The sequence below is a fragment of the Mucilaginibacter sp. genome, from assembly GCF_965277465.1.
Classification (GTDB): domain Bacteria; phylum Bacteroidota; class Bacteroidia; order Sphingobacteriales; family Sphingobacteriaceae; genus Mucilaginibacter.
Window position 1 is genome coordinate 2,212,566 of the sequence record NZ_CBDICW010000002.1, and the last position, 22,618, is coordinate 2,235,183.

Annotated in this window: 22 protein-coding genes; 15 read left to right on the forward strand and 7 right to left on the reverse strand. The window is 45.2% G+C overall.

What is annotated here, in order from left to right; translation table 11 throughout:
- The first annotated feature begins 1 nt into the window (after position 1).
- The 3 genes from ACQY4U_RS21985 to ACQY4U_RS21995 all read left to right on the forward strand — a co-directional run bounded on the left by ACQY4U_RS21985 (position 2) and on the right by ACQY4U_RS21995 (position 3,588).
- A complete protein-coding gene (locus tag ACQY4U_RS21985) occupies positions 2-1,915 on the forward strand; it encodes a P-loop NTPase fold protein (protein WP_428331615.1) in 1,914 nt (637 codons plus the stop codon).
- Positions 1,908-2,912 carry a hypothetical protein gene (locus tag ACQY4U_RS21990; protein ID WP_428331616.1) on the forward strand — a complete coding sequence of 335 codons (1,005 nt, stop codon included), beginning with the start codon at positions 1,908-1,910 and terminating at the stop codon, positions 2,910-2,912. The genes ACQY4U_RS21985 and ACQY4U_RS21990 overlap by 8 nt, the downstream gene beginning before the upstream one ends.
- Before the next feature lie 139 nt (positions 2,913-3,051).
- Positions 3,052-3,588, forward strand: coding sequence for an RNA polymerase sigma-70 factor (locus ACQY4U_RS21995; protein WP_428331617.1), 537 nt, complete (start codon positions 3,052-3,054; stop codon positions 3,586-3,588).
- A gap of 7 nt (positions 3,589-3,595) precedes the next feature.
- Here the strand turns inward: ACQY4U_RS21995 and ACQY4U_RS22000 are convergent, their stop codons facing one another.
- The 5 genes from ACQY4U_RS22000 to ACQY4U_RS22020 are packed head-to-tail and all read right to left on the reverse strand — an operon-like array spanning position 3,596 to position 8,658.
- A complete protein-coding gene (locus ACQY4U_RS22000) occupies positions 3,596-4,681 on the reverse strand; it encodes a hypothetical protein (protein WP_428331618.1) in 1,086 nt (361 codons plus the stop codon).
- 6 nt (positions 4,682-4,687) lie between these two features.
- Positions 4,688-5,926, reverse strand: coding sequence for a S1 family peptidase (locus tag ACQY4U_RS22005; protein ID WP_428331619.1), 1,239 nt, complete (start codon positions 5,924-5,926; stop codon positions 4,688-4,690).
- A complete protein-coding gene (locus ACQY4U_RS22010; protein ID WP_428331620.1) occupies positions 5,917-6,543 on the reverse strand; it encodes a hypothetical protein in 627 nt (208 codons plus the stop codon). Before ACQY4U_RS22010 ends, ACQY4U_RS22005 begins: the two co-directional genes overlap by 10 nt.
- Positions 6,527-7,243: a hypothetical protein gene (locus ACQY4U_RS22015; RefSeq protein ID WP_428331621.1), complete on the reverse strand. Its 717-nt coding sequence runs from the start codon at positions 7,241-7,243 to the stop codon at positions 6,527-6,529. Before ACQY4U_RS22015 ends, ACQY4U_RS22010 begins: the two co-directional genes overlap by 17 nt.
- Positions 7,240-8,658: a DUF2235 domain-containing protein gene (locus tag ACQY4U_RS22020; RefSeq protein ID WP_428331622.1), complete on the reverse strand. Its 1,419-nt coding sequence runs from the start codon at positions 8,656-8,658 to the stop codon at positions 7,240-7,242. The genes ACQY4U_RS22015 and ACQY4U_RS22020 overlap by 4 nt, the downstream gene beginning before the upstream one ends.
- A 198-nt stretch (positions 8,659-8,856) precedes the next feature.
- Here ACQY4U_RS22020 and ACQY4U_RS22025 point away from each other — a divergent pair, with 198 nt between their 5' ends.
- The 8 genes from ACQY4U_RS22025 to ACQY4U_RS22060 all read left to right on the forward strand — a co-directional run bounded on the left by ACQY4U_RS22025 (position 8,857) and on the right by ACQY4U_RS22060 (position 16,865).
- The gene (locus tag ACQY4U_RS22025; RefSeq protein WP_428331623.1) at positions 8,857-9,981 is read left to right on the forward strand and encodes a FecR family protein; all 1,125 of its coding nucleotides are present in this window, start codon (positions 8,857-8,859) and stop codon (positions 9,979-9,981) included.
- Between the two features lie 143 nt (positions 9,982-10,124).
- Entirely contained in the window at positions 10,125-10,964 is an 840-nt protein-coding gene (locus ACQY4U_RS22030; protein WP_428331624.1) for a carboxypeptidase-like regulatory domain-containing protein, read from the forward strand.
- Between the two features lie 36 nt (positions 10,965-11,000).
- Positions 11,001-13,457 (forward strand): SusC/RagA family TonB-linked outer membrane protein, encoded by a 2,457-nt coding sequence (locus ACQY4U_RS22035; protein ID WP_428331625.1) that lies wholly within the window; start codon positions 11,001-11,003, stop codon positions 13,455-13,457.
- Positions 13,454-13,882 (forward strand): hypothetical protein, encoded by a 429-nt coding sequence (locus ACQY4U_RS22040; RefSeq protein ID WP_428331626.1) that lies wholly within the window; start codon positions 13,454-13,456, stop codon positions 13,880-13,882. Before ACQY4U_RS22035 ends, ACQY4U_RS22040 begins: the two co-directional genes overlap by 4 nt.
- The gene (locus ACQY4U_RS22045; protein WP_428331627.1) at positions 13,797-14,480 is read left to right on the forward strand and encodes a M16 family metallopeptidase; all 684 of its coding nucleotides are present in this window, start codon (positions 13,797-13,799) and stop codon (positions 14,478-14,480) included. Before ACQY4U_RS22040 ends, ACQY4U_RS22045 begins: the two co-directional genes overlap by 86 nt.
- A gap of 99 nt (positions 14,481-14,579) precedes the next feature.
- Positions 14,580-15,047 carry an Lrp/AsnC family transcriptional regulator gene (locus tag ACQY4U_RS22050; RefSeq protein ID WP_428331628.1) on the forward strand — a complete coding sequence of 156 codons (468 nt, stop codon included), beginning with the start codon at positions 14,580-14,582 and terminating at the stop codon, positions 15,045-15,047.
- Positions 15,048-15,117: 70 nt separating this feature from the next.
- Positions 15,118-15,684 (forward strand): NAD-dependent epimerase/dehydratase family protein, encoded by a 567-nt coding sequence (locus ACQY4U_RS22055; RefSeq protein ID WP_428331629.1) that lies wholly within the window; start codon positions 15,118-15,120, stop codon positions 15,682-15,684.
- A 122-nt stretch (positions 15,685-15,806) separates the two neighbouring features.
- Complete coding sequence (locus ACQY4U_RS22060; protein ID WP_428331630.1) at positions 15,807-16,865, forward strand: hypothetical protein; 1,059 nt, start codon at positions 15,807-15,809, stop codon at positions 16,863-16,865.
- A 95-nt stretch (positions 16,866-16,960) separates the two neighbouring features.
- Here ACQY4U_RS22060 and ACQY4U_RS22065 read toward each other — a convergent pair whose 3' ends face one another.
- Both ACQY4U_RS22065 and ACQY4U_RS22070 read right to left on the reverse strand, forming a co-directional pair.
- Complete coding sequence (locus tag ACQY4U_RS22065; RefSeq protein ID WP_428331631.1) at positions 16,961-17,347, reverse strand: hypothetical protein; 387 nt, start codon at positions 17,345-17,347, stop codon at positions 16,961-16,963.
- A gap of 113 nt (positions 17,348-17,460) precedes the next feature.
- Positions 17,461-17,643 carry a type II toxin-antitoxin system HicA family toxin gene (locus ACQY4U_RS22070; protein WP_428331632.1) on the reverse strand — a complete coding sequence of 61 codons (183 nt, stop codon included), beginning with the start codon at positions 17,641-17,643 and terminating at the stop codon, positions 17,461-17,463.
- Between the two features lie 235 nt (positions 17,644-17,878).
- On the opposite strand from ACQY4U_RS22070, the gene ACQY4U_RS22075 reads away from it, so the two are divergent.
- The 4 genes from ACQY4U_RS22075 to ACQY4U_RS22090 all read left to right on the forward strand — a co-directional run bounded on the left by ACQY4U_RS22075 (position 17,879) and on the right by ACQY4U_RS22090 (position 22,435).
- Positions 17,879-19,045, forward strand: coding sequence for an aminotransferase class I/II-fold pyridoxal phosphate-dependent enzyme (locus ACQY4U_RS22075; protein ID WP_428331633.1), 1,167 nt, complete (start codon positions 17,879-17,881; stop codon positions 19,043-19,045).
- 30 nt (positions 19,046-19,075) lie between these two features.
- A complete protein-coding gene (locus ACQY4U_RS22080) occupies positions 19,076-20,107 on the forward strand; it encodes a glycosyltransferase family 2 protein (RefSeq protein WP_428331634.1) in 1,032 nt (343 codons plus the stop codon).
- Positions 20,108-20,556: 449 nt separating this feature from the next.
- Entirely contained in the window at positions 20,557-20,940 is a 384-nt protein-coding gene (locus ACQY4U_RS22085) for a DUF6438 domain-containing protein (RefSeq protein WP_428331635.1), read from the forward strand.
- A 145-nt stretch (positions 20,941-21,085) separates the two neighbouring features.
- A complete protein-coding gene (locus ACQY4U_RS22090) occupies positions 21,086-22,435 on the forward strand; it encodes a TlpA family protein disulfide reductase (RefSeq protein ID WP_428331636.1) in 1,350 nt (449 codons plus the stop codon).
- Positions 22,436-22,618 lie beyond the last annotated feature (183 nt).

Below are 22,618 nucleotides of genomic sequence, written 5' to 3' on the forward strand. Positions count from 1 at the left end.
AATGGAAGCACCAATCATTCGTCCGAAAGCGAATAACCTTGAAAAAGTGATCCGGAGCTACCTGGAGCTGGAGACCAATTATGCGCTGCTCATCAACGGGAAACGCGGGATCGGTAAAACCTTCTTTGTAAAAAACAACATCGTTCCGCAGATCGGTAAGGTGAAGGTTCATCACGATCAGCGCAAATGGTATAAGCCGATCTATATCTCCCTCTACGGGCTGAAACAAATCGATGAGGTCTATACGCTCTTCGCCTTCGAGCTGCTGCCCTTCCTGAAGAACAATACGGCCAAGGTCAGCATGGGCGTGGCCAAGATGGTCGCAAGAGGATTGATGCAGTTCACCAGGACGGGCAATATTGACGATTACCTGAAGGATATCACCAACACCTCCAAGAGCGCGCTGGACACCCGGGAGTTCGTGATCATTTTTGACGACCTGGACCGCCTGTCAGCAAGCATCAGCATTAATGAATTCGTCGGCTTCGTGAATTCACTTGTGGAACACGATAACAATAAGGTCATCGTTATCGCCGACCAAGACGAGATCCCGCAGCAGGAACACTACCGGGCAGTTAAAGAAAAGACAATAGGTACGGTGATCGAATATACCTCCACCTTCGAAGAAACGTTTGGGCAGATCATCCTGGGCAAATACAAAAATGCCGGCTTCCCCGAATATTACCGCTACCTCAATCAGCTGAAATCCCGTATCCTTGCTGTATTCAGCCAGGCGGGGTCGGTTAACCTGCGCACTTTGATCTATTTCCTGCAGCATTTTGACCAAGTCTTCCATAGTCTTTGTTATGATCTGAAATTAAACGCCGGGGAGATCGATGAATGGGACCTGCATAAACTCCACCTCGTCTTGCAGTTTAGTTTGGCGGTTACTATAGAATTCAAAAACGGGGTGCTCAGCTATACCGATCCCAAAGGGATCGATGATGTCGCGGGCATTAACGAGATCAAGCATAACGAACGGCTGCACGAAGCTTTTGGTAATAAAAACGATAAGGCAAAAGGCAAAGAAACCGACGCAGCACCTAAGAGTTACCGTGAACAGTTCATTGACCGTTATTATGATAAACAAGGTTATGACTTCTATGCTTCCTTATTTGACTTTATCACCGGCGGGAATGCGTTTGACTATCCCGCGCTGCAGGCCGAACTGAAAAGATTTGTAGACGACCGTCGGCAAAAGGTTTACCGCCAGGATGAAGTGATGCACCAACTGTCTTACCCCCAATGTTATGACCTGGACAATGCCAAGCTGCGCGGACTTACCGAAGAGCTCTATGGCTATGCCGTGGCCGGCCAGTATTCGCTGGACAGGTACCTGACCGTTTTCCATTACCTCGAACGTTTTCCCGAAATCCTGAAGTATGATCCGGTCGAGGTTGAAGCCAGGCTCGCGGCAGCGGTGGAAGCGCATGCCGCCAGGTTTCCCTATGTCCCCATGCTGGACCACCATTTCGATGTCCGTGAAGATCAGCCGAACAAAGAACTTTTTGCCACGCTTTTCAGAAAGCTGGTGGCTGTAAACCAGCAGATCGCCCGGCAGCAGGAACAGCAGACAGACATTGATCTTTTCAAAACCTTTAAAACCAACCCGGAGACCTTTTACAAAGCGGTTAACGAACGTTATTACGAACGGCCTGTTTTTGCCAGCTGGGATTTTGAAAAGTTCCGGGCACAATTTGACACCTTGACCGGTAACCAGCTGCGGCTGTTTTCCCGGTTTTTGCAGGACCGTTACCTGGGGTGTGAAAAACCAAAGTGGACCGAAAAGGAATTCTTTGAAAAACTTCGCGGATTGCTCAGCGCGCAGCCTGAAGGTGAAGCAACGCTGCGGGACGGCATATCAGCCGGTATGCTGGAAATCGTTAACAAGATCATTGCTGAGCCCCTTGAGTAACTGCATCTATTACCGCGACCGCCCCGGCCTGACCTTCGTCCAATCCGAACACATTATCCCGGCCGGCATAGGCGGGCGGCACACCCTCCCCAAAGGTTACGTGAGTGACCAGTTCAACCATGATATCTCCAAACTGGAACTGGGCTTTATGCGCGAATCGGTCATTGCCATCGGGAGACAAATGGTCGGCCCCGGTAAGCGCGGCAGTGTCAAACCAGCAGACGTCACCCGTTCCAAAGTCATGCTGGTCAGCCAGCCCGGCCCGCCGGAAAGTTTCTTTTTGGGTTACCTGGCGTTGGGAACGGCCGTTGCTTTGCCACAGGTCCGTATAGACCAGTCTACAGGGAATAAAGAGTGGACGCTGCCGGCCACCGTGCCTGCCGCTGAGGCGGATGGCTGGTTGCTGAATTTGCTTGCAGGCGCTTCCGGTCTAAAACCCTCTTATATTTCCAGTGACCGTCTGGGCATCCAGGAGGCCATTATCGGCTTTGACGACCGCTTGTATATCGCCCGTCATCCCGGCAGCAGTTTCGGGCTGAGTGCGCAGCTTATTGAAGATCTCCGCGCGGCGGTCGGTCAATCCAGTGCACCCTATGCAGCTAAAAATCAGCCCATCAGTTTTAGCCAGGCTGCCGTCGTGGCGGACGACTTTTACCGCGTCACCGCCAAGATCGCCTTGAATACGCTGGCGTTGCTGAAAGGAAAGGCCTTTGTACTGGATGCTGCCTTTGATACCCTGCGCCGTTATATTACCACTGGCGGCCAGAATCCTGGCGTCGTGCTGATCCCCAAAGCACAGCGCTATCCGCAGTTCCCGCTGCATGCCCATCATCTGATCTTTGGGGTGTCCGCCGGAAAACTGGCCTGTAATGTTTGTTTTTATAACCAGTTCACCGTGAACGTGATCTTATCGAACCAGTTCACTGCGGTATTTGATCCGGCGGTTTATCTCTGCGACTGGCGCCAAAAGACGGAAGGCTGGCCGGTCAGACATTGATCCCGCTTTGCTTTCGTCATGCTGCATTGTAACATATTTGTTAAAATATGTTTAATATTGAGGCGTTATTTCCCTAAATTAGCTTTTAAACGACTGAATATCATCTTATAGCCAGCACCCGGACCAGGAACTGGTCGCCTTGCTTAAGGCGGATGACCATGATGCGTTCGGCGAGATCTACAGGCGCTATGCTTCCCTGGTGATCAGCTTTACCGCCAAAAGGTTACACGACCTTCCTGCTGCCGAGGATATAGTGCACGAAGTTTTTGTCAAGCTTTGGGATAACCTCAGCACTTTTGAACTGAAGGTCAATCTGAGCAGTTATCTTCACCGCGACGCACTGAACCGGATGCTGAATTACCTAAAACTTGAGGATACCAAGGAAGTGCATTTAACCAGCCTGCGGTCATTTATCAGTGCCGGGGTGGAAGGCACCGACCACCGGGCCCGCGCCGCCAATCTGGAAGAGATCATCCAGCGGGAGATCGACCTGCTGCCGCCCAAAACGAAAGAAGTGTTTGAACTTCGCCGCAGGCAGCAGCTCAGCAACCGCGAGATCGCTGAAACGCTGGCCATCTCTGAACAAACCGTGGAGACCCATATGAAAAAGGCGCTCAAACACCTCCGTACCAAGCTGGGACTGATTGTCTATATCTTTTACCTTTTATATAAATAGTTTAAGGTCAATATGGATAGACCAGGTTAAGCTCCGGATATTTCAGGTAGCTAATAGGTAAACCTTTAACGCCGTTGTGTACAACGATCGTGTTCGGCCCGGTAGCTTCTGCCCGCAAAGTAAGATAGACCAGCTTAGTCGTTTCGCCATCATTTGTTGGAAAGCTGTAGATCAGACTTTGATTCAATTTCCAGTAAAGCTGTTTGTTTTCCACTGCTACCGGTATCTCTGTTTCATTTTCCACATTCTTCACTTTTCCAGTGGTATACACATAGAATAATTTTAGGTCACCATTGACAACCTTGGCCCTTAGTTTAAAATTAATATCTTTTCTTTTTTTACCCCCGTATTCCGGGTAAAGGGCAAAAGTTTCATTGGCCGTTTCCATGGCGTCATAGGTAAGTGTAATGTCTTCGCCAGTAGGCCCGTCAGCAGCATCCGCCTTGGTATAAAAACATTTGTAATAGCGGTCCCAATCCGTTTTGGGCTTGCCGATCTTAACGATCTTGACCTTGTAAAATACATTCGGATTGGCCACTTTCATTTTATAGGTCACGCTATCTTTACTCTTTGAAGATACACTATCCACTAATGCGAGTACTTTGGGTAAAACCACACTACTTGCAGACCCTGTAACCAGTTTGGCTGCATCCTTTATAAATTTCGAATAATTAACGTTGATATCCCTTTTCATTGACACCGTTATTTCTACGGTATCCGCTGATATACCCGAATAGACGTACTGACTTCCCACGTCCATGGACAGAAAAGCATCGGGGGAAAGACTCTGGATCAGCAATTTTTTTGCTTTGACTTCCTGGATCGTCGATTTGCTACGCTGGAAATATTTTGTCAGAAAGCTGCGATACTGTGAATTGTATTCCTGAAGATCATCCGCAGTTGCAAACGTATCGATCTTGAATTCTGTAAGATACTGACCGTTCATTTGCAGATCGATTTGTCCGCTATGGTAGTCGGATACTTCCTTGCCCAATAAATTTGACATCGGTAAATTTAATATCAGCCAATCAGATTGAGCGAATGCATGGTTCGTAAATAAGATAAAAAAAAGGAGAAGGAATTTTATTTTCATTTTATTTTAATTTAGGTCACGTTGATAAATGCGGATCCCTTTGATCCATAAAGTAAAGTTATGCGAGGGGCCGAAAACAGGTACGGATATACTTTGACCCGGTTTGTCCAGTACGAAATTCATCCGCAGGGTCTTGAAGCCATCCATGCTAAAGTCAGCTTCATCATACGCTACTTCCTTTTTCGCCAAAGTATTGGCAGGATCGGTATTAGGCGCATCTTTCTGTAGATTCCTGGTGACGTAGGCGATCCAATTGTTAAAGCCGATGGCGGCCTGATGCCCTACTTTAGCAGGGCGGTAAATTATTTCACAGGTGTAATTACCTGCAGGCAGCCGCCCCAAAGGCTGGTTGGTACATTGAAAAGGCAGACCCCGGCAGTCATCACCTGCGCTGAAATCGATTACGAACAATTGGCTCGCATCATCGAATTGCCCTAACGCATAAGGAATCAGCTGAGGGGTAACATTATATACCAGCTTAAGTCCGTCGGGGATATCCTGCAGGACATCTAAACTGAACAGGTCGTCAGAATGGCTGGCAGCGACCAGGCCAAGTGCCGCTCCGGCAGTCTTAATGTCATGCAAGTCGATCTTGCTGATTGGGATAGCCCAGGAAATACCGGCAGCACCGCCGCGCACACCGCCGTTAGCCACGCCAAGCACTTTATTGCCCTTAAACACCGGCGCACCCGAATGCCCCTGTACCAATGGCCCATCGATATATAAAATGGTCCTGTCGATCTCCGGACTTTTCCGGTTGATAAATGCGGTGGTGGATTTAGTGGGGATCAAATGGTCCAGCGTCTCCATTACCGGGTCACCGGCTGTCACGGTCTTGATATTTAATTTCATACCCACAGGATGCCCATAGACCTTGAGTTCCTGGCCTGGCACCAAGCCGGCTTCATCGCCGACGTCCAATCCCTGGACCTTATCTAGGCTGGACGGGCCGCCGAGCAGGGCGATATCATTGGCAACATCTACCTGGACAATATACAGGTCGTTTACCGGTGTGCCCGCTTCGTTGATCGCATAGATGACCGTTTTGCCGATCACGCCATGCAGCGCGGTCAGGATGCCCTTATATTTTTTACAGATGAACCCGGTCTCCGTGGTGATCTCCCTGGCATTCTGCCCGCCGGCATATACCTGGTAGATATAGCCCGTTGCGATACGCTGCGCGGAAGCCATAAGCGGCAGGCCAGTCACCAGCAGCAGGCCGGTTAGCGTTTTCTTTATGGGCATATTTGAGTTTTAAGTTTTTCCAGCGCCAGGCTGTCTGTGCATTTCAGTGCTTTTGCTTTGGTATCCGCATCGCCGAAGTTGACCATAATGGTCCGCAGGGCTTCACCATGATTTTGTTTCAGCAAATTACAGAGGTCGGTTCTGGTCGCGTAGATACCCGCATCGTTAGGCGTGCGTGCGGCCGGTTCATCCTTTTTGCCCGCTTCGGCTTTTTTGGGTGGTGCTGGGACAGCCTTCAGCTGATCGATCTCGTATTGCTTGAGATACTTCAGCGCGGTATCGCGTGGTATGCCCAGGTCGGTAAAGGCGCTGATACGGTTCTCGACGGTCCTGCCGAACCACATATTTGTACGGGCGATCACGCCAACGGGTGCGCCGATACCGATGCCCAGGATCAGCAAAAATACCGGCAGGGCGGATTTGATCCCTTTGCCTTCGGGCAATTCATTTTCCCCGAACTTTTGCATCCCTACCAATAAGGCAGCTGAACTGGCCAGCAGGGAGATCAGGCTCGTCAGTACAACTTCGATAACCGGGGAAAGGGAGAGACCGGCGAGCCAGCCGATGACCAGGCCGGACAGGCCAATGCAGATACTGGCTTTAGTTAGTTTTGTCATGATGATGGGGTATAACAGGGTGATCTTTTAAAACGATTTCGCCTTTCACGAGCCAGGAGATACCGAAGGCCCATAAAGCGATCAGCTCCAGCCAGTAAGTCGGGCGCAGCCAGGCCAGCTTTTCACCCAGGTGAAACACCTTCAGCGACAGGATGCCGGCCATAGCGGCGACCATGATCAGGCCGCAGACCAGGTAAACGGTATTCCGCGAACGCTTGGGCTTTGCCGGATCTTTTTTGTTGGTCCGGCGGAATAACCAGAGCGACATAAGCGCCAGTACAATAAAAAAACCGGTGGCCGAACAATAATGAATCGTATTGCGCAACTCGCTGGGCTGCCGGCATATGATATTACAGGCATACTGCCCGTCGGAAACATTACAGGGAAAGAAAGCGACACCCAGCGCAAACGTCGCCGCCAGCCCGCTCAGGATGCCATCTATTTTTGCCGGGCCTTTGTAGGTAAACAGGAACAGGGCGACCGCGCACATGACGCCCACCAGCACGCTCCCCATAATGGTATAAAAATAATCACTGATCGACGGCTTCAGCACGGAACACGCACCAAAGATCCATGTCCCGAAATAGCAAACCACCGGCAAGGCAATGCCGAGCCAGCCCACCGCCCGGCGGATGGTACGGAAGGAAATGACCATATCCCGGTTCGGGTCGTCGGCCAACAGATCTTTGGTATTGATCATATGCGTTTAATGCTTAGGTTCACTTGCCCCTTATTATTAAAATAAAACCCTTGTGTATCATTCGCAAAAAAAGAAAGTATTCCGGCGCTGCTCGTCACCTGCTGTGCGCCCGTCCCGATGCCGAATGCAAGCTCATCACGGCACTCATAAGTACCGCAAAGACAAAAGCAGGCCTGCCCTTTGACCCGCATCCCGAAAAGGGAGGCCAGCGGGTTAAAATAACCTTTAGGCGATGTGCTGATCCAGGAATCGTTCCACCGTTGGCTGCCATCACAGGTAAAGACATAGGTTTCGCCCGCCAGTACCGACAACCCTTCAAAAGAATAGGCCGTTGTCGCCGGCACGGCCATGACCAGTTCCTCCCCCGGCAACAACCGGTGGACGAGGGGAGCAAGCGGCGGCAAATTCACCGGCAGGTCCGTCCGCTGGTAAACCGGGGTCTGCACAGCCTGGCCGATAAAAGTATCATCCTGGATAAAGATGGTACGGTAAAAAGTAACGAAACGTTGGGTTAAGCGCCACCAGATGCTGAGCGAATTACGGATCAGTCCCGTTGGAATATCCGGCTTTATATCTGCCGGCAGCGGCTTGTTAAAGGCGAGGCCTGCACCTTCCGCTTTTCCGATCATCCATTCCAGCGTGGCATCGCTCAAAGCGGTATCCCGGTATCCGCCCCCGACATTAGAATGCGCGCCCGGAAACCAGACCTGTTCCAGGGTTTGGGGGCGCAATTTTGCTTTGCCATTTGCGCTCAGCTGCCACAGCGTCGCATTGAATAATTTACGGTGTTCATGAATAGCCATGGCATGATAGGCATACCTGACGATACTTGCCAACTGCGTATCATGGAAACGGTATTTTTTACCATCCAGCCATTGAAAAATTTGCAAGGGGATACCCAGGTCACCCACCGTATCCCAGACACCAATAAAATGGATCGCAGGCTCATGGCTGTATTTAGCTTTAAAGACCAGTGCCGCCTGGCTGTTCGGATGACTTTCGGGATCGCGGTCCCGGTAAAGCGCAAAGGCTTCTCCCAAACGATGAATATGTTCCTTCTTTAAAATCCCGCAATTGACAATAAAGCCACCAAGGCTGCGGGCCGTGTAAGCGCCCCTGCTGAAGCCAAACAAATAGTTCAGGTCGCCTTCCTCGTAATTCAGCGCGATAAAACGGTAAGCGTCTATGATATTCTGATCGAGCCCTGCACCACCGACACCACCAGCCAGCCTTTGGAGCCAATTGCCGGATGTCCCTACACCGGGCTGATAATGGCTTAATTGGGTAGTACCTGCAGGATCGCTGCTGCAGACAAGATGAGCCAGTTTCTGCACATTGGTCATCGTTACCACGCCCTGGTCTTTCTGGCCAGGCCTGTTCCAGGTACCGTCGCAACAAGTAATGATCCGTTTCATGTGAATAAGGTGGTCATAAGCGGGGTATCTGCTTATTTAACAGCAAGATAGAAAATAATATTTGATAATAACAAGTGCGTGTATGCATAAAATAACTACATATTAAATTTTTATTAAAAAATTATCAATTCCGACTACCCACTCGGTATATCCTCAGCTGTCTCACGTATTAGGAAAGGGAATTTCCCGAATTAAGACATGAAAGAAGACCAAGCACAGCAACTGTTCAGGAAGCTAAAAGCCGGTAACGCTACACCGGAGGAAACCAAACTGCTGGAGGACTGGCTGCTGCAATACCGTTCGACCGAAGCCGGTGAATTCACTGACGCCGATCTTCAAAGCGCTGAAGCCCGCATCTGGAACAAGATCCAGGAACAACCAGTCAATATCAAACCAATCAGGTTGTGGCCGCGGATCGCCGCCGCTGCTTCCATTATCCTGGCCTTGTCCGCCGGCACTTACTTTATCCTGCATAAAAACCCGGCCGGTCAGCAAATGACCAGCAACCAAATCAAGAACGATATACTGCCCGGCAGCAATAAAGCTATCCTTACCCTGAGCAACGGGCAGCGCATCTCGCTGACCGATGCCAAGAACGGAACCATCGCCAAACAAGCCGGAAAAAACATTCAAAAAACCGCCAATGGCCTGATTGTTTATGACAATACGCATAGCAATCATACCGCTGAAGAAACCAGTTATAATACCATCGAAACGCCAAGGGGCGGCGAGTACCAGGTCGTGTTGCCGGACGGCACTAAAGTTTGGCTGAACGCTGCATCATCTTTAAAATACCCGGTAAGCTTTGAGGGTACCACAGAACGAAAAGTGACCCTCACCGGTGAAGGCTATTTTGAGGTTGCTAAAGACAAAGCGCATCCTTTTATCGTATCTTCCGCTAAACAGGATGTAAAAGTATTGGGTACGCATTTCGACATCAATTCCTACAGCGATGAGCCGGGCACCAAAACGACTTTGCTGGAAGGTTCCATCCAACTCAATAACAGTACCATACTGATGCCCGGCGAACAGGCGGACCTTAAACCTGATGGCAACATAGCCGTTAACGAGGTCAACACCAGTAAATTTATCGCCTGGAAGAACGGCAAGTTTGTCTTTGATGATGAAAACATACAAAGCGTAATGCGCAAATTGTCCCGCTGGTACAACGTCGACGTCGTTTACGATGGCAACGTCAGCGACAGCACCTTTACCGGTTCCATCAGCCGCTTTGACAACATCAGTAAGATTTTAGATAAGATCACCTATACACAGGCCATTCACTTTAAAATCGAAGGAAGGAGGATAACCGTTATACGATAGCACAACTACCAAAAAGAACGGCGCCGGTAAAAACAAAAAAGCAGGAGTGCTTCGACCTACTCCCGCTTAACTGTCCGGTCAACCGTCAACCATAAAATCCTAGAGAGAATTTAAACTAACGAAAATCAGACAATTCAAAATTAATGAAAATTAATGTTATCCCGGAACAAGGGCGACCAGCCCGTGTCCCGCTACAACTCATCCGGATCATGAAACTCACCGCGATCATCCTTACCTTTTGCCTCATACAGGTCAGCGCTGCAACCAAAGCGCAGATCACCTTGAATGAGAATAAAGCACCACTGCAAAAAGTGCTCGAATCCATCAGTACCCAAAGCGGCTATGACTTCATCTACTCCACCCAGGACCTCAAGGACCTGAAAACCGGCACCATCAAACTTATTAACGTACCCATCGAAACCGCCCTGCAAGCAGCATTCGACGGCCAGCCACTCCAATACGAGATCGCTGATAAGACCGTGATGGTCAAAAGAAAAACAGCAACTACCTATATTGATCACGTTAACGGCGTTATCGCCAATGTCGATATTAAAGGCATCGTTATCGGGGAAGGTAATCAACCGTTAGCATGCGTTACTGTTACGGAAAAGGGCACTAAAAACGGTGTCATGACCGACCCGAACGGCCGGTTTATTTTGACGGTCCCCGATGATAAAGCAATTTTAGTTTTTTCTTTTGTAGGTTATGAAAGCCAGGAAATCAGTGTTCAAAATCTTTCTTTTCCGGCAACCATAGCCTTAAAAGTGGCAATCACCAACTTAAAGGAAGTTGTCGTGAATAAAGGTTATTATGATGACCGTAAAGAACTTTCTACCGGATCGGTTGGTACGTTAACTGCAGCTGATATCGCGAAACAGCCCGTTAACGATCCGCTTATGGCCTTAGAGGGCAGAATACCCGGATTATTCGTAACACAAACGTCCGGCGTTGCAGGCGGTGCTGTAAATGTTAACATTCGGTGACTAAATAGCCTTTCAAATGGAACAGATCCGCTATATGTGATAGATGGCATTCCCTTTAATTCGAAATCTTTATCAGAAACAATTAATGCAGCCGGTCAGTTTGCTCTTAGTCCGTTTACCAGCCTAAGACCAAATGATATTGAAAGCATCGATGTATTGAAAGATGCGGATGCGACTGCTATCTATGGATCGAGAGGCGCCAATGGCGTGATTTTGATTACCACTAAAAAAGGTAAAGCGGGAAAAACCAAAGTGGACTTCAATTTCTACAGCGGGACCGGAAAAACAACCAGGAGCTTGAAACTGATGAACACTGAGCAGTATTTGACAATGCGAAAAGAAGGTTACAAAAATGATAATGCAACTATACCCGCCTTCGCCTATGACGTGAACGGCAATTGGGACCATAGCCGATACACGGATTGGCAAAAAGTGCTCATCGGCGGCGTGGCAAAAACCACGGATGCCAAGGCTTCCGTGTCCGGAGGTAATGAACTTACGCAATTTTTAGTCGGTTTGGGTTATCACCGGGAAACCAATGTATTTCCGGGAGGCTTCGCCGATCAAATTGCATCTGCTAATGTCAATGTCAATCATATTTCCGAGAACAGAAAATTCAGAGCGAATTTCTCTTCAAATTTTAGCAATAACACGAACAAGCTTCCTCAAACAGATTTTACAACCTTCATATTTACTGCGCCTGACGCGCCGGCTGTTTATGATTCAAAAGGTCAGATTAACTGGCAAAATAATACGTTTCCAAACCCTTTGGCACTGTTGAAACAAACCTCAAATTCCATAACGGAAAGCTTGGTAGATAACCTAAATCTAAGTTATACTTTAGCAGCTGGGCTACAAATCAAGGCGAATCTGGGTTATAGTTCCATCCAAATGAATGAGACAGCGATTGTTCCTTACAGTTCTATCAACCCAGCAAATTCTCCGACAGATATCAGCAGAAAGTCCTTTATTGGCTATAATGCTGTTAAAACTTGGATTGTTGAACCTCAACTTAATTATACTAAGACTTTTGGAAACCACCACCTGGATGCACTCGTAGCAACAACGATGCAAGAAACTGTTCAAAAAGCGCTAATTACAAATGCAAAAGGATTTTCAAGCGATGCTTTACTGGAAAGTGTAGGAGCCGCAACTCAGATCAGTACTGGTACAGGCTATACTCAATATAAATATAATGCTGTATTTGCACGGGTTGGATACAATTATAAAGAGAAATATGTTTTGAATTTAACCGGCAGGCGCGACGGTAGCAGCAGATTTGGCCCTGGGCAACAATTTGGGAATTTTGGTGCAGTCGGTGCAGCGTGGATTTTTTCCAGGGAGAACTTTTTTGAAAAAGAATTCCCGTTCATTAGTTTGGGGAAAATCCGGGCAAGTATAGGGAAAACCGGTAATGATCAGATCGGTGATTACCAATTTTTAAGTCTCTACGGGCCCGTTACTGGTTATTTTGGAACTTCAGGTTTATCGACTTTTAAAATAGCAAACCCTTACTTTGGATGGGAAACAATTAACAAAAAAGAAATCGCTCTTGAAATGGGCTTTCTGAACAATCACATCTTAGTCAATACCAGTTATTATCAAAATCGGACCAGCAATCAATTGGTCGGGTACTCTCTTCCTGCTACAACAGGTTTTAACAGCGTCATTGCAAATTTACCTGCAGTTACTCAAAACACCGGTCTTGAAATGGACTTTACAACCATCAATATCAAATCAAACAATTTCACCTGGAACAGCTCCGCCAATATTAGTTTCCCCAGAAACAAATTAGTTTCCTACCCCAATATAGAAGGGTCCAGTTATGCTACACAACAAGCGGTGGGATATCCGCTAACAATGCGGTACTTATATAAATATACAAGCATTGACCAAACGACCGGGCTTTATACTGTAGCCGATCTTGACAAAGACGGATCGATTACTGATAAAGACAAATATCCGGTTGATTTCGGGCAAAAATATTCCGGCGGCTTCTCGAATAGTTTAACCTATAAAGGGATTACGCTAGATTTCTTTTTTCAATTTGCCAAGCAAACGGGGTATCGTTTCGCAGGGTTAACAGCTCCGGGGAGATTTTTACAAACGGGTGCAAATATGCCAGTTGAATTTTTAGACAGTTGGAAAAATACGGGAGACCCAGCAAAATATCAAAGATTCTCTGCTACCTCAGGGGCTGCTAATACGGCGTTTAGCCGCTACAAATCAAGTGACGCTCTAATATCGGATGCTTCTTACATCAGGTTAAAAAACATATCACTTTCCTGGGCACTTCCATCACAAATCTGCAATAAATTAAAAGTTCAAAATGCCAGAATTTATTTACAGGCGCAGAATTTATTCACCATAACCAAATTTGACGGATTAGATCCTGAAACACAAAGCTATGGATCCAGCATCGGCCTTCCGACATTACGGATAATTACAACGGCATACAAGTTTCACTATAAACCTTTAAATGTAAAATCATGAAATATCCATATATCTATATCACCATATTCCTGGTTCTTTTTACCGCAACAGGTTGCAGGAAGTTTATCGAAATCGATCCGCCAAAAGACCAGTTAGCGACAAGTAATGTTTTTAATGAAAATAGGACAGCGAATTCAGCCATGCTTGGCATTTATTCGTCAATGCTGACAGCAGATGCCTCTCCCTACTCTTTAGCTTTTACGACTGGGATTTCAGGCGATGAGTTGACTAATAACAATAGTAATGCCTTAGATTTATATATTAACGCCATTGATCCGGCGAATAGTTATTATGCTAATTCGATATGGACATTAGCTTATAATTACATCTATCAGGCCAATGCTGTTTACGAGGGAAAGGATCAAGCCGTTACTGGAAAAATATTTAGGGGCGCTACCGGCGAACGGGCAGGAAGTTGCCGCTAAAGACTTAGGCATTCATCCGCCCGAAGGTCAGGTTGCAAAAGCCGTTTACAAGGGTTCGGAGCCAAGAGCTACTGTTCAATTGATTTGGAGCGGCGGTTTTAATTTTAGTCAGCAGGAGAATGTAGTCCTTGACGCATTGAAAGAGTGCCTGGAGATCAGGTTGCTGGAACGCCTCCGTGAAGACGAAAGCGGTGTTTATGCGCCCTCCGCGTTTGCCAGCAGTGTTAAATTTCCCCAGCAACGCTATACATTGGGTGTCTTTTTTGGCTGCGGGCCTCAAAACGTAGAAAAGCTGATCACCTCAACGCTGGACGAAATCGCGAAACTAAAGGTGTCCGGACCGCCGCAGGTCAATGTAGATAAATGGCGTGCCGAATCATTGCGCCAGCGGGAGATCGCATTGAAGACCAATAACTGGTGGCAGGTTTACCTGAATGACCAAAACATCAATGGGGAAGACCTGTCTGCTTTTCAGCAATACGAGTCGCAGGTAACAGCAGTGACGCCGGAGATGGTTAAGGAGATGGCGCAGAAATATTTATCCGGCAAGAATTATATCCGGCTGGTTTTGTTACCTGAAAAAGTTTCTTCTCAATAAGCCCCACCCGGGGTCTGGTTTAATAGTTGAAATCAACAATTAGGTAAAATTGGCAAGCAGGGTTTCGCGAGGGAACCCTGCTTTATTAAAAGCAAAAAAATGGTAGGCGGAAAACTCGACGACATCGATAAAAAGATCCTGAACAAGCTGCAGCAGGATGCCCGGATCAGCATGGGCAAGTTGGCCGGTTTGGTCAACGTGACTCAGACGCCGGTCGCTGAGCGGATCAACAAACTCGAAGAGCATGGATTTATCGGGCGCTATGTGACCTTACTGGACCGCAACAAAGCAGGCAGGCCGGTGCTGGTCAATTTATTTGTCAAGCTTGACCCACAAACCAGCGAAACGCTCGAAAAATTCGAAGATGTGGTTAAAATGCTGCCGGAAATACAAGCTGTTTTCGTGGTTTCCGGCGCCTGGAACTTTATCCTGCACGTCAGCGCCAGATCGCCGCAGGATTATTTCACTTTTTTAATGGACCATATCAGCGCCCTTTCTTTTGTCACACAGACCGACAGCGCTTTTGTACTGAAGGAATGTAAATCCTATGGCCCTATTGTGCTGTAGGTTTAAGTCGAATTTTTCCTGTTTGGGATCAGTGAAACTCGAAAAAATCCTGTATTTGAAATAAATCTGAATGACATTCATTAAAAACGGAATTTTAAGCTTTATGTCAACAGTTAAGATATTAGTAACCGGTGCCTGCGGGCAGATCGGCACCGAGCTTGTGACCGCTTTGCCCAACAAATATGGTTTGAACAATGTGGTCGCCACAGACATCCATGACCGTTGCCAGATGCGCATCGACGGGCCGTGTTACACATTGGACGTTCTGAACAGCGAGGCGCTGGACTGGATGGTGGAAACCCTGGGCATTACGCAGATCTATGATTTGGCCGCGGTGCTTTCAGCAAGCGGCGAAAAGCAGCCCTTGCAAAGCTGGGACCTGAACATGAAGGGTTTGCTCAATGTATTGGAGGCTGCCCGTAAGTACAAGCTGGACAAAGTATTCTGGCCGAGCAGCATTGCGGTTTTTGGCCCCGATTCGCCCAAAGCTTCCTGTCCGCAAAATGCGCTCACCGATCCTACCACAATCTATGGGATCAGTAAAGTGGCCGGAGCAACGCCTGCTTTAACGCGGGCGTGCATTTCCTTGATAAGGGTCCTAGCCCGGCGTCTTGATCTGTGCGTCCCGCGTTATTAATTAAATAACGTCGAACGGCTAGTCAAACACATCCTCTCCCTTTCCCGTTTTCCATCTCTCAGCCGCTTACCAGGTAGTGTTCTTCTTTCCGTTCGAATTACTAGACCTATAACCAAGAACGTATGAACACAGAAACGGATTACCTTAAAACGATAGCAGAAGAAATCGCGGATCAAAATTCCCCTGACCCCTCCAAACCCAACAACCATCTGCAAGTAGAAGCCAGGCTGGAAAAGGCGATCATCCACAGCCTGAACTCCATTGAAAACTTTACCCAGCGTGACGCCTTCCATTTTAATACCTTAAGCAAGTTGGTCAATATTTGTGACCTGCTTTTTGAGATCACAAACAGCGTGAACCCCGATGTGCTGGTCATTATCGACTTGCTGACTGCGGTCAAGCAGATCATCCCCGATGAGATCAGGCCCAACCTCAAGCTGCCCAAAGCATTTATTGAAATGCAAAGAGCCAGTATTGCTGCTCAAGGGCTGAGCTACAGCAGTATTCTGCAACAGCAAGGGATCGGCGGAAACCTGATCGACATTGCCGGAATCCCCTTCAAACGGTTCATCGGGACCCAGCATAAACTTTACTGGGGCGATTTCACCTGGCTCAAAGGTTACCAGGCCAAACTTGACATCGTGGATTGGGCGAATGCCGACTGCAGCGGACCGGCGGAGGCGCTGATGTCCCTGCTGATCGGGCGCGATTTTAACGACGACCGTTTTTATATCTACTGCAAAAAATATATCCAGAACCGCCTGTCTGCCATCAGCGGCAAGCGGAACAAGTTGCTCGAACTCGCGCAATGCGAAAAGCTCGTGCTGGAAGATACCCAGATAGGGACAGCTTCTTTTGATTCCCGTGCCAATTCGGTCAGCACCCGCCTTTTAAAATGGATCAAGGAAGAAATTGATTTCGTGGAGACCCATGAGCGGGAAGTGACTCATGCCAAACTGCATTTCCATATGTATGTCAACCGCATCGCTTTCTTCTTTAAATTACTGGCAGAACAAAAGGTATTTGGCGATACCAGTTTTAAGGAACTGGCGCAGCAGATCGCCAGTTCGTGCCTGGCCATAGATGGGGAAGAGATCCTGGCCACAACATCATTTCCAAAGCCTATCCCAAGGATCAGAAGATGCTGGAGGAAATGGAAGCATTATTGGTCAGGATGTTAACTTATGTCAGGAGTTTTATACGCCGTTAATGGAGCCAGATGAAAATAAAAAGGCCCTATCGGTAGAATAGGGCCTTCTTTGGGTAATGATGTTGACTAAGCGGCGTAAACGGAAACCTTTTGTAATTCAGCAGAAAATTGATGCAAGGCTGTTTCGATCTTAAGCGCTTGCTCCTTCCTTGGATTTTTGACACCGGATGCGTACTGGCGCAATTGGCCTGCATTTATCCCGGCATACTTGGCGAATTTAGTGATATTGATAAAATCGAATTGTTCAAATAATGCATACACATCATAGAATAGTTCAAATTCAATCTCACTGGTTACATCTTCCAATTCGATCAATAATTTTCTGATATTGGTTTCTAGTTCCGCAACTGTGTTTGCTTCGTCAGTGATCAGGCTTTCGTTATAGGTCACCCTTCCCCATAACTTTTGATCGGACTTTTCGATCACAAGGTCTAATTTGACATTTTCACTCATTGAAAATAATTAATGCTGCTTCATTTAAACAGCCTATGACGGTAATTAATTGAACAGCTTTCACGCAGACTAACGCCAATTTTTTGTATTGGAAACTATTATAAAAGGCGGGGCTACTTGAGCCCTGCCTGTTTTAAAATTGAGTTCAGAGTTCCTACCGGAATATCTCCCCCATGCACCGGGACCGTCACTTTGCCCGGTTTAGAGGGATGCTTAAACTGAAGGTGGCTACCTTTTTGGTTGACTTCAAACCAACCATCCCCCTTTAACAGCTTAATTACTTCTCTTACAATCATACGCAAAGGTAGCAAATATGCTACTGTTTGCAAATTAATTTTTTAAATTTTTTACGACGTTTTAATGAAGGGTGGTGTTCTCTGCCCTATACAAGTATAGCTCACGGCGGCTGGTATTACACGGGTGTTAACACTCTTCGCCTATTCCCAAACCGCATTGCTTTGCTTCAAATCTCAAAAAAATGAAGCAAAACTTTGACAACAACAGCTTCCGGGACTTCGAGTATATTCCTGGATGGATGCCTGGGCACGGGCAAGAATGTTCCAGTCTTATCTGGATGATCAGTCGGAAAAAGGACAATGGAATTACAGGTTGCTGACCTCTTCAGGCTGCGGGCCGGTGATCGAAATGAACGGCAAAAAGCTGATCAGTTTGGTATCCAACGACTACCTGGGTTTTACGCAACATCCGGCGGTTAAGCAGGCGGCCGTAGCAGGGATTATGAAATATGGGGCGGGTGCCGGAGCATCCCCGGCCATCGGCGGGCACTACGATTACCATGAACTACTGGAAAAGAAGATCGCCAGGTTTTTTCGTAAAGAACACGCCATCATCTACACCACCGGCTACACCTCCAACAGCGCGTCGCTGCAATGTATCCTGACCAAAGATGACCTGGTTATTTTGGATGCAGGCGTGCATACCAGCGTCATGGAAGGCTGTCAAATGGTGAACAGGAAAACCGTGAAACACAACGACCTGGCCGCCTATGAACATATCCTTAAAATGTCAGCCGGAAAGCACCCTTTACTCCTGGTCATTATTGACGGCGTCTTTTCACAGGATGGCGACCTGGCACCCTTGAAGGAGATCATTGCCCTCTGTAAAAAGTATGGCGCGAAGCTCATGGTGGATGATGCGCACGGCACAGGTGTCATCGGCAAGACTGGCCGGGGCCTGATCGAAGCCTGTGATGCCTGGGAGGATATCGACCTGATCACCGGGACCTTCAGCAAGACCTTCGGGCACATCGGCGGCTACGTGGTGGCCGGTGAAGAGATGGTCAATTATTTAAAATACCAAAGCCGGCAGCACTTATTTTCAGCCAGTTCAACCCCTGCTGCTTTGGCAATAGTAAAGGCGATCGAGCTGGTGGACGAAGAGCCGCTTTGGATGTCCGCGTTACATGCCAATATCAAGTATTTCCGCCAGGGACTTTTGGAGTTAGGCTTAAATATCGGAAGTACCGAATCTGCTATTTTTCCCGTCCGGATCGGCGACAAGATCAAGAATGCCAAAGTATGCTTCGCCTTACAGCAAAAAGGCGTATACGCCAACCAGATCAATTATCCCGCCGTGTCCCTCAAAGATGCGCGCATCCGCATGGGCATAACCGCCCGGCACGAAAAAGCGCACCTCGACGAAGTGCTGAACCATTCATATCTAAATAACGAAGATTAAAACCATTATTATAAATTTAATAAATAGTCTATGAGATCTCTTCCTTTAGTGAGTGTTATTATGCCTGTCTTTAATTGTGAAAAATTCATCAAAGAAGCGATAGATAGCATATTAAATCAGAGCTTTGTTGATTTTGAATTGATTATAATAGATGACTGCTCCACGGACGATACCGTTACCATAATAAATGAATATAAGGATCAAAGAATTAACTTTATTCAAAAGTTGAAAAATACCGGCTATGTATCAAGTCTAAATATGGCCCTTAAAATTGCAAAAGGCGAATTGATTGCACGAATGGACGGGGATGATGTTAGTCATTTAAAGAGGTTGGAAAAACAAGTAACATTTTTAAATTCAAACCCAAACATCGCCATTTGTGGGTCTTGGTATGAATTGTCATCCACGAAAGAAACAATTAAATATCCAACAGAAAACGAAGAAATTAAAATAGCTTTATTAGAATATTGTGCATTGGGCCATCCGACAGTTATGTTTAGGAAAAGTTTCTTGAATAATTATCAATTGTCATATGACGAAGCATTTTCACCTGCAGAAGACTATGAGTTATGGACAAGAATTGCCGTAGTCGGACAAATCTCTAACATTCCAGAAACTTTACTTTATTACCGTATGCATACTGGACAAGTATCTGTAAAAGAACGTTCAAAACAAATGGCTAATGCTGACTATTGTAGAATAAGGATGCTTTGCTATCCACTCAATGAGCTTACTAGTAAGGATATTGAAACAAGTACCGCATTAGTGAAAAATGAAAGGATCGGCAACTTAAAAAAGATGTTGGAAATGCTTAATTGGCTCGACGATTTGTCGAAGAATAATTTGATAAATACATTTTATAAAATTGATTTATTCGAAAGATTTATTTTTAAAAAAAAGAAAGACATAATTCGTACTTTTTATTTGCATACAACTCCATATAATCCACTAACGTTAATTAGGTTCGCTACTTCAAATTATAAATTCAGAGTACACTTCTCTTTTAATGAAAAAGTTAAATTCGGTTTGAAATGCTTAATATCTTTAAAAGTGAATAATTAGGGTCATTTTTAGTAATAACATCTTGCGTTTAGTGACTTTTATTGCATCATAAAAATATGAATAAGGTAATTGTCTTAATCATTTTGCTTCTTCCATGCATCTCATTCGCTCAACCGTTTCATATTGCCTCAGCAAAATGGGTTTCTAACGATTTGGGTTATTTAAGCTGTTATCATGACGAGGTTGATTTTAATTTTGACGGATATGAGCAGCACAAACGGTTTCGATTATTGCGTGATACCATCATAATGGTAGATACCTGTACCACAAGTGCGGATAAATCGGGTTTGACACATACTGATCTTTTTAAATTCTATTGTTAGCACGCAGGTGACAGTTTACTAACCTTAACACCAATAAACGACAAAGCAAAGAAACTTGCTAAAAACTCCTCCTATCAATTTAAAAATCTTAAATACTGTAACGATCCAACTATTCAATTTAAACGATTGATATTTAATTCTGGTTATTGCTTGGGTAGTTGCCCTGTAATGAAAATAGACATTGATAGTACTGGTAAATACTATAAAGAAGGCATAAGGTATTCCGAACCGTTTATTGGCTCTTTTAAAGGACAACTATCAAAAGGCATGCTTGACATTCTAAACTATATCCTGCAACATAGCGAGCTAAAGAAAATGCATTTCTGGAAACAAAGTAGTGTGGTTTTTGATGCTTCTAATTACAATCTTAATATTAGCTATAACGATCATAAACTATTGATAAATACAAATGAACCTCCATTAAATATCAGTGACTTGGTGAGCTTCTTGTTAGGCTCTTACAAGAATGTAGCACTGGCCCATGATGACAATAAACATTCCTTCGAATAATTCTATCTCAATAATTGGCTAGGATCATATTCCTATAGATTCTAAATTATGCCTGTACTTTTATCACTGTTGCTAGTATAGTACTAATACTTTATTGGTTATAAGAACAGATTAGGCTATTCCTATCATATTGTTACCTTTATTTATGAAAGTTAAATTTCTATTAATATTTATCCTCATTTTATTAATCAGGCCATCTTATTCTATCTCTCAGGTAAAACCAAAAATGGTTTATTTAAAAGGGATAATTAAAAATTCTAATAACAGCCTACCACTTGTTGATGTTAGTGCAATTAGTAGGTTAGACGCTGTTGGTTTTTCACATCAAATTATTCCGGATACAAACGGCTATTTTAGTATCTCATTCCCGCTGAATAGTATAGGTTATTTTCGGTTAGGAAGAAATGTATTGTACTTATCACCAGGTGATAAAATAAACATATTTTTGGATTACAATGAGCCCTTAAATGCCAAATTTAAAGGCTCTCATGCTGCTGAAAATATGTATTTAAGAGGGACACCAGTACCGCCATCCGGCTCATTTTTAAATGGCGGTTCAGCGGTAAGAAGAACTGTTAGTTTAACTATTGATACCATTATTAAACAAGGTGAGGTCAGAAAAAAATTATTGTTATCTGCCAAAGTTTCAGAAAACTTTAAAAGGCTTGAACTTGCCCGCGTAAAGGCTGATATAATTAATAGCCTGCTAAAAATCCAACTGTATTATTCCTATGTATATAAAATCAAGGCTGATTCTTTAACTAGTTTTAGTGCGGAGTGTAATAAATTGATCGCACCATATTTAATTAACTATGAAGCTGGACTTCTTAATCCTGAATATCTGGATCTTGAAGTTTATCAGGATGCCGCATTTGATATTATTAACAAAACAGATAGCACCTCAAAAAACGCTTTAAAAATAATAGATTGGGCTAACGCTGTTAATTTGTCTGGAGATATCAAAAGGGCGAATGATAAAACAAAGATCAAAGACTTACAACCAGAGATTTACAAGATTGCTAATTTGCAATACCGTTCAGTGTTACTTAAATTGACAAACGATAAGTTGAGATTTTCAAAAGGAGATCCGGCAGTCAATATCCATGCGGAGGATCTAGCAGGAAAAAAGGTTAGTATTAAAGATTATAAGGGGAAAATTATAATTGTAGATATGTGGGCTACTTGGTGTGCACCTTGCCAACCAGAAATACCACATTTCGAAGACCTCGCCACCAATTACAAAGAAAATCCCAATATTGTATTTATTTCTCTTTCTATTGATAATAATAAGGGGCTTTGGAAAAGGAAATTAGTACACAAAAGTACAAATGCATTACAGTGGAACTCCTTAGGAGATTTAATGAGTGCCTACTCAGATATAGGAATACCAAGAACTATTATTATAGATAAAGATTTTAACATCGTCGAATTGAACGGACTACAGCCGTCATCACCTGAGATGAAAAAATACATCGAAACATTATTAACTTATTAATAGCTTATGAGATACGCGCAATCTTATAATTATGTGAGTTGCTCTATCTTCTAAATTCTAATTATAAAATATCAAACTCTGCTTTATTGATCTTCGAACTCGTTGATTTATTATATTCTAGTTCTATAAATGTCAAATCTGGACTACGATTAAACTTATTAGTTATTTGCCATCCTTAGAAAA

Bases quoted from the DNA above. Each gene is read 5' to 3' on its own strand.
- ACQY4U_RS21985 (WP_428331615.1), top strand. From the start codon at position 2: ATGGAAGCACCAATCATTCGTCCGAAAGCGAATAACCTTGAAAAAGTG.
- ACQY4U_RS22000 (WP_428331618.1), bottom strand. From the start codon at position 4,681: ATGAAAATAAAATTCCTTCTCCTTTTTTTTATCTTATTTACGAACCAT.
- ACQY4U_RS22005 (WP_428331619.1), bottom strand. From the start codon at position 5,926: ATGCCCATAAAGAAAACGCTAACCGGCCTGCTGCTGGTGACTGGCCTG.
- ACQY4U_RS22010 (WP_428331620.1), bottom strand. From the start codon at position 6,543: ATGACAAAACTAACTAAAGCCAGTATCTGCATTGGCCTGTCCGGCCTG.
- ACQY4U_RS22015 (WP_428331621.1), bottom strand. From the start codon at position 7,243: ATGATCAATACCAAAGATCTGTTGGCCGACGACCCGAACCGGGATATG.
- ACQY4U_RS22020 (WP_428331622.1), bottom strand. From the start codon at position 8,658: ATGAAACGGATCATTACTTGTTGCGACGGTACCTGGAACAGGCCTGGC.
- ACQY4U_RS22025 (WP_428331623.1), top strand. From the start codon at position 8,857: ATGAAAGAAGACCAAGCACAGCAACTGTTCAGGAAGCTAAAAGCCGGT.
- ACQY4U_RS22030 (WP_428331624.1), top strand. From the start codon at position 10,125: ATGAAAATTAATGTTATCCCGGAACAAGGGCGACCAGCCCGTGTCCCG.
- ACQY4U_RS22040 (WP_428331626.1), top strand. From the start codon at position 13,454: ATGAAATATCCATATATCTATATCACCATATTCCTGGTTCTTTTTACC.
- ACQY4U_RS22045 (WP_428331627.1), top strand. From the start codon at position 13,797: ATGCTGTTTACGAGGGAAAGGATCAAGCCGTTACTGGAAAAATATTTA.
- ACQY4U_RS22050 (WP_428331628.1), top strand. From the start codon at position 14,580: ATGGTAGGCGGAAAACTCGACGACATCGATAAAAAGATCCTGAACAAG.
- ACQY4U_RS22055 (WP_428331629.1), top strand. From the start codon at position 15,118: ATGACATTCATTAAAAACGGAATTTTAAGCTTTATGTCAACAGTTAAG.
- ACQY4U_RS22060 (WP_428331630.1), top strand. From the start codon at position 15,807: ATGAACACAGAAACGGATTACCTTAAAACGATAGCAGAAGAAATCGCG.
- ACQY4U_RS22065 (WP_428331631.1), bottom strand. From the start codon at position 17,347: ATGAGTGAAAATGTCAAATTAGACCTTGTGATCGAAAAGTCCGATCAA.
- ACQY4U_RS22070 (WP_428331632.1), bottom strand. From the start codon at position 17,643: ATGATTGTAAGAGAAGTAATTAAGCTGTTAAAGGGGGATGGTTGGTTT.
- ACQY4U_RS22075 (WP_428331633.1), top strand. From the start codon at position 17,879: ATGGATGCCTGGGCACGGGCAAGAATGTTCCAGTCTTATCTGGATGAT.
- ACQY4U_RS22080 (WP_428331634.1), top strand. From the start codon at position 19,076: ATGAGATCTCTTCCTTTAGTGAGTGTTATTATGCCTGTCTTTAATTGT.
- ACQY4U_RS22090 (WP_428331636.1), top strand. From the start codon at position 21,086: ATGAAAGTTAAATTTCTATTAATATTTATCCTCATTTTATTAATCAGG.